We start from the raw sequence: 5947 nt of genomic DNA, 5'->3' as shown, positions 1-5947 counted from the left end.
CATATTTAGACAAAATACATAAATAAATCCACCAATTCACTTGATCTCAAAGATGCAAACATTAATCTATATTGATATAATATACATAAATAGGGCCATGATAGAATTAAAACAAATTACGAAAGCAACCAAAGTTAACAAGCTGTATAGAATTCAAATTCGACAAATGAAGACCCCTCCACCGGTTGCGCCACTGTCCGAATGTTAACGCCACCACGAGGGAAAAAGAGATAGAAGGTCGAAGACGATGGTGATAGTGCTACGGATCCGGACCTCCTTTTATGAAGACCGAAGGCGGCCAAGGTCAACAAATCCACGAATTCGCGGGAGGGATAACGTCTCGGTGCAGACGTTGGCCACCGTCTGACTCGAGATCTTACCCCTCGCTTGATCGAAAAAGTCGTACCCATTTCAACCCTCGGACTGGCAGCCGCAACCGCCTTCCTCCCGAGGCTTTGCCTTCGACCTCAGCCTTCCCACCTCCTCCAGCTGCCTCTTAACCTTGGCCCAGATCTTCTCTCGCTTGTAGATATCCCGTACCTTCTGGATATCAGGGAAGCTTATGGCTTCACCCATACAGAGGTTGGCGCAGGTGCTACAGCCGACAACACACTGCTTGGGCCGGGCCACCACAGGGCCGTCCTCGGTCCAGTCATATACGTTCCTTCCGCAGTTCATGCACATCCCACACTTGACGCACTTCTCCGGGTCGATGGTGGGGTGCCAGTTTATCTTCTCTCTCGGGTATCCTACCAACCAGGCCATTTATAAAACCCCATTTTGTAGAAGAGCTAAGCCCTCAGACCTTCTTTGGTCTTCTCCACCACCCTCTTGCAGTCGGCGGCATCGACCTCGAGCATTGGAGTCTTCTCTATATCGAGGTCGGTGATCACCACCGATAGGGCGACCGGAAGCCCTGCATGATCCAGGATCTTCTTCGCGCACGGGACGGGACACCCGTCTATCGCCACCAGCTTTCTCTCCTTGGCCGGCAGGATCATGGCGTCGATGTGGGCGCCGATCCCCGCCAAGCAAAAAAGCCTGCCTTTCCCCTCTTTGGCCAGCTCCACGGCGGCCTGGTTTGATATCTGGCCGACGTTCGAGCCTCCTGCACACGCCAAAAAGAGGATGTCACCGGAGGCGCAGAGGCACCCCTCTTCCTTCCGCTCATTCTCTTCTTCGAGCATGATTTGTCACCTCTTGAGCATACCTTTTATCTCAGCCACAGAGGGGGCCCTTCCTACGGCCACCGCCTCGCCGTCGATGAAGAGGGCAGGGGTCATCATCACTCCGCGGTTCATGATCTCCTGGAGGCTCTCCACCTTCACGACCTCCGCCTCAACCCCGGCCTCTGCCACCGCCTTCTCAACGTTCTTTGCAAGAGACTTGCACTTGGCACATCCCGTTCCCAGAACCTCTATCTTCACCATATTTTTTCACATCCTCAACCCTGCTCGGAACTTCACAGAAAACCTCGTCCTTGATCGTATTTATCCATCTGCCACCTCAATATCCAGGACGTCCTGGAAGTACCTTGTGGAGCCGGACCGCGATGCGAGGATGCTCAGGCTGTATAAGCCTGGGTCCACATCAGCGCTCCATACACCTGCGTACCTCCCCTCCGTCGTCTGGAGGAGGCTCGCTCTTCCCGCCTCCATCCCGTCGCGACCGCTGATGATGGCGGTGCACTTCATGAGGTTCTGGACGGTTTCGGAGGGCCTGGATGCCGACGATCCTATCTGGATCGTCCCTGAGTTGGAGTCCAGTTTGGCGAAGTTCTGAGGCGACCCGAAGCCGCAGGTGACACATCCAAGAATGGTGAGCTTCGGCTCGGCGACTTCTGGCGCATCTTCGAGGGACTGGAAGATGGGGTTCTCAAAGGTCGCAGTTATCCTGACCGATCTGCCAGAGTTCACCGGGTTGGGATCTGCCGTCGCCTCCACGAGCTCCAGGTCGAGTGTGGGCTGGTTCTCAAGCCAGTCTCTCCAGGAGTAGAGCATGGCGTCGTGGCCGGTCATCTCCAGGGCGAACCAGGATACGGCCGCGTTGACCCCGGTGTTGGTGTATACAACAACTGGCTGATCCCTGCTCAGATCTTTGAATACTCTCTCCAGATCCGTCACGTCTTTGATCTGATCGCCCTCGAGGATCGTCTCAGCGGGAAGGTTGATGGAGCCAGATATCGAGGCCATCCCCGCCGCCTCGGCGACCCTCGCGTCCACTATCTGGGCCTCGCCGCTCTTTACATAATCGTATGTGGCGAGGATGTCGGAGTTTATCTTGGGGATGTAATCTCTCGCAGGCCTCGTCGCAGGAGCCTCGCTGGCGGATCGGCCCGCCGCTTTCCAGTCCTCGACGTCGCCGTCCAGGATCCTCACCTGGTCATGGCCGAGATACTTGAGGAGCCAGTAGGTGAAGGTGGCCGGGACCGGTCCTCCGCCGCAGGGGAGACATTCGCCGTATATGACCACCGAGTCGTCCCTCGATATCCCGGCGTCCCCCAGAATCTCGGCTATCTCCGACGCGGACTTGATCCGGGCATCTGTGGTGATGAAATCCTCGTAGTTTACGTTGATCGCCCCCTCGATGTACTCGTCCGCCTCGGGGCTGATGTCCAGGATCAGGTCCTCCGTCGAGACCCCGGATATGGGGATCAGATAGCCGCTGGTGCCATTTTTCTCCGCGCCGGGGACCATCTCGTCGGCGGGGTTATTTATCAGGCTGTTTGATGCCGGGTTTATCGATACGGGGTTCTTCGAGCCGGTGGGCTGAGCTGCGCCGACGTGCCCCGACGAAGCCCTCAGGGACGCCACCTGAGAGTCGTAGTCCTTGGAGTAGTCGATACAGAAGTCACAATCCGCGGCGTTTGCGATGGCGACCGGGGGAAAGAGGCCGCCCAGGGCCAGAAGAACGATGATGAGGGTCGAAAAACCCTTGAAACGGAATCTCTCCTCCTTATGGCCCGGGGCCGTCTCCATCTGCCCCTTCCTTCGAGCGGGCCCTCCAATAAACGGCCCCCCCATAACCGGATCTGACGGGAAAGCCTCTCTCTTGATCGCTCTGCCACCTTCCTTCATGTTATAACACCATCTGCTCAAAAGACAACACCTCGCGTTTGAATACCCGATTACAACTGATCGTCATAATATCTGCCACCATATCAAGGGCGCAAGCCCCGCCAGGGTGATGCCCGTAACGAGCCGGATCGCCACCCTGTGGTCGTGCCTGAATTTATCTACCTGATCCGGAGACATCCCGAGGGCGATTATCATCCCGAGCAACAGGACCGGGAGGACTACTCCCAGGTTGTACAGGAGGAGGTACACCGCCCCGCTGGAGGCGTAACCCTGGGACTGGATGATCCCGATGATGGCGATGTAGACCGCCCCGACGCAAGGAGCCTTGACGAGGGAGAATAGGGCACCTATGAGGAAGTAGGAGAAGATGCTGTAGCTCTCCAGGGACTTTTTGAAGTAACCCAGGGCCCAATCGACCTTGAAGAGGGAGATGCCGCTCCGGTGAAGCCTCCTCGCGTCCTCGATCTGGGTGGCTCCCAGGACGAGGAGGAGCAGAGTCAGAACCAGCCGAAAGCTCGATTCGAAGGACGGGATCGAGAAGAGCCGGAAGAGCCCCAGGCCGAAGAGGTAGTACATTGCGAAGATCCCCAGACAGAAGAACCCGACCATCGCCGCCAGGTCCCGCTTCCGTCCGGATCGCGAGAGGGTCATGCTGGCGAGGAATACCAGAACCGCCAGGAGACAGGGGTTGAACCCTGCGATGAGCCCCGCCGCCAGTATCGCCAGCGCCGACGATATCGAGACGCCGTCGAGGGAGACGATATCGCCATCCTCCTCGCTGACGGAGGGTGGGGCCACCTCCCCCTCCAAAGCAGCCCTGATCATCTCCTCCAGCTTCTTCTCGTCCCCGTCGTAGTCCCGGTAGCCGATGACCGAGCCGCCGATGACGACCGAGGGCATATCTTTGGCGTTATGCTCTTTTATGATCCGCCGACCTTCGTCGCTGTAAAAGATCTCCTCCCTGACCGAGTATCCTGGGTAGTCTTCGATGACGTCGTCGAGGATCCTGCCCGCAGCGGCGCACTTGGTGCAGCCCGGCGAGGTTATCAGGATGACCTCTTGGCCCGCCACGGCCACGGTCCCCAGGATGAAGAGGAGGGATAAGGTCAGGGCTATAAAGAGGCTTTTTCGGCTTGCAAAGTCAGTTTTATTCATCGGAATCCGCGATCGAGGATAAATGGATGATGGCAGGAGGGAGGGTGAAGGTCCTGCCATCTTGCTTGCTCATCTTGACCATCCCGAACTTCCACCAATCGACTTCAGGCGGTGTACTCCAGAACCGCCATCTCGTCGTCGGACCCTTCCATCGATCTAAAGCCGATGGATGCGTCGCCTTCGGCCACCAGCACCGCGGTGAAGGGGCAGCCCTCGCTGCACTCTGTCGCTGCTTTCTTTACGAGAGATGTGGCGTCCCATGCGGCCCACCCCTCCTCCTCTTCGATCTCGATGGTGGCGAAGGACTCCTCGTCGTATGAGGGGAGGTCGGCCCAGGTCTCGGTCTCCAGGACCGCCATATCGTAGAAGTAAAGGGTCACCTCACCGGGAGAGTCGACCTCTGCGACGTACATCCGAAGCTCCCCTGACTCGATCTGGTCTGCCAGCATCACCATCTCTCGGAAGGTGAGGAAGGTTATCCTCACCGGATCGCAGTCTTCAGAGGTGGCCCAGAGGATCTCTTCGTCGGAGAAGGTCTCGTCCTCCTCTTCTGCGTCCATGTAGGTGTCCACCACAAGCTCCGGGGAGATGGTCCCCGCCGCCGCCATCCCTGCCAGCAGAAAGATGAGGGCCGCTGACAGAAGTCCCACAAATCCAGTGCCTTTAGATTTCATCTATATCCACTCCAAATCCATTAAATCAGAATGCTAAAGCCCCGTAGATCATCCCCATCGCCGTCGACAGGAGGACTACCAGGGTGGTGTAGACGCTCGCCCTCTTCGATCCGATTATCCGCCAGATGACGATCATGTTCGGCAGGCTCATGGAGGGGCCGGCCAGGAGGAGGGCCAGAGCGGGGCCCGAAGCCATAGCCCCGGTGGAGTAGCCGAACATGGTTCCGACGATGGGAACCTCCAGGAGGGTCGGCATGTACAGGAGGGCTCCTATCACCGAGGCGACGAGACAGGCGAAAAAGTCGCTCTCTCCGAAGACCATCCGTATCAGGTCCACGGGGAGATAGTAGCCGATGATCCCCGTTATGAGGGTCCCGACCAGCAGCAGAGGAAAGATCCTCTTGGCGAGCCACCAGGTCTCCCCGAAGAAGGAGGCCTTCTCCATATCGGAGAAGTGGGCGTTCAAGAGCCACGCCGAGGCCAGGACCAGGATCGAGACGAGGGCGGCCTTGGGCAGGAGGGCGAGCCCCGAGGTGGCGACGAGAAGGACGGCCACCAGAACTCCCACGAAGAGGGGCGGGATGTAGCCGGGCCTCTCATCCCCGCCTCCAGCTTGCGAGGGAGGGATCTCGCAGGCCTTCGTCTCTTCCACCTCTTTTTGTCCTCGCTCGAAGATGGCGGCCATGACCAGGCCGATGATGACGGCCATGGATACGGCTGCGACGACCCTCGCGGCGCCGAGGTCCAGCCCCAGGACCCGAGCGGTCAGGACCACGGCCAGAAGGTTGATGGCCGGGCCTGCGAATAAGAACGCAGTGGCGGGACCGATCCCCGCCCCCCGCCGGTGGATTCCCGCAAACATGGGAAGGATGGTGCAGCTGCAGACCGCGAGGATGGTGCCGGAGGTGGAGGCGACGGAGTAGCAGAGCCACTTGGGGGCGTCTTTTCCGAAGTACTTCAGGACCGCCTCCCTCTGCAGAAGCGCTGCTATGGCTCCGGCGATGAAGAAGGCCGGTATGAGGCAGGTGAGGACGTGGGCCG

The 5947-nt window shown here is 58.5% G+C and carries 7 protein-coding genes; all 7 read right to left on the bottom strand.

Annotated features, from left to right (window positions below):
• Nucleotides 1-411 precede the first annotated feature (411 nt).
• The gene (locus tag ACP5EL_RS08640) at nucleotides 412-765 is read right to left on the bottom strand and encodes a 4Fe-4S dicluster domain-containing protein (RefSeq protein ID WP_428402106.1); all 354 of its coding nucleotides are present in this window, start codon (nucleotides 763-765) and stop codon (nucleotides 412-414) included.
• A 26-nt stretch (nucleotides 766-791) separates the two neighbouring features.
• Nucleotides 792-1187 carry a putative zinc-binding protein gene (locus tag ACP5EL_RS08635; RefSeq protein WP_428402105.1) on the bottom strand — a complete coding sequence of 132 codons (396 nt, stop codon included), beginning with the start codon at nucleotides 1185-1187 and terminating at the stop codon, nucleotides 792-794.
• Between the two features lie 6 nt (nucleotides 1188-1193).
• Complete coding sequence (locus ACP5EL_RS08630) at nucleotides 1194-1427, bottom strand: thioredoxin family protein (protein ID WP_048144931.1); 234 nt, start codon at nucleotides 1425-1427, stop codon at nucleotides 1194-1196.
• A gap of 63 nt (nucleotides 1428-1490) precedes the next feature.
• Entirely contained in the window at nucleotides 1491-2978 is a 1488-nt protein-coding gene (locus ACP5EL_RS08625) for a sulfurtransferase (RefSeq protein ID WP_428402104.1), read from the bottom strand.
• A gap of 162 nt (nucleotides 2979-3140) precedes the next feature.
• Entirely contained in the window at nucleotides 3141-4232 is a 1092-nt protein-coding gene (locus ACP5EL_RS08620; protein WP_428402103.1) for a cytochrome c biogenesis CcdA family protein, read from the bottom strand.
• Between the two features lie 104 nt (nucleotides 4233-4336).
• Nucleotides 4337-4882 carry a DUF7594 domain-containing protein gene (locus ACP5EL_RS08615; protein ID WP_428402102.1) on the bottom strand — a complete coding sequence of 182 codons (546 nt, stop codon included), beginning with the start codon at nucleotides 4880-4882 and terminating at the stop codon, nucleotides 4337-4339.
• 49 nt (nucleotides 4883-4931) lie between these two features.
• On the bottom strand, nucleotides 4932-5947 hold a 1016-nt coding region (locus ACP5EL_RS08610), incomplete at its 5' end, for a permease (protein WP_428402101.1).

This window comes from Methanocrinis sp. (assembly GCF_049974945.1).
Taxonomy (GTDB): Archaea; Halobacteriota; Methanosarcinia; order Methanotrichales; family Methanotrichaceae; genus Methanocrinis.
This window is presented reverse-complemented; position numbering and strand designations above follow the sequence as displayed.

Excerpts from the sequence above, each read along its gene's own strand:
- ACP5EL_RS08640 (WP_428402106.1), bottom strand. The coding sequence starts at position 765 with ATGGCCTGGTTGGTAGGATACCCGAGAGAGAAGATAAACTGGCACCCC.
- ACP5EL_RS08635 (WP_428402105.1), bottom strand. The coding sequence starts at position 1,187 with ATGCTCGAAGAAGAGAATGAGCGGAAGGAAGAGGGGTGCCTCTGCGCC.
- ACP5EL_RS08625 (WP_428402104.1), bottom strand. The coding sequence starts at position 2,978 with ATGGAGACGGCCCCGGGCCATAAGGAGGAGAGATTCCGTTTCAAGGGT.
- ACP5EL_RS08620 (WP_428402103.1), bottom strand. The coding sequence starts at position 4,232 with ATGAATAAAACTGACTTTGCAAGCCGAAAAAGCCTCTTTATAGCCCTG.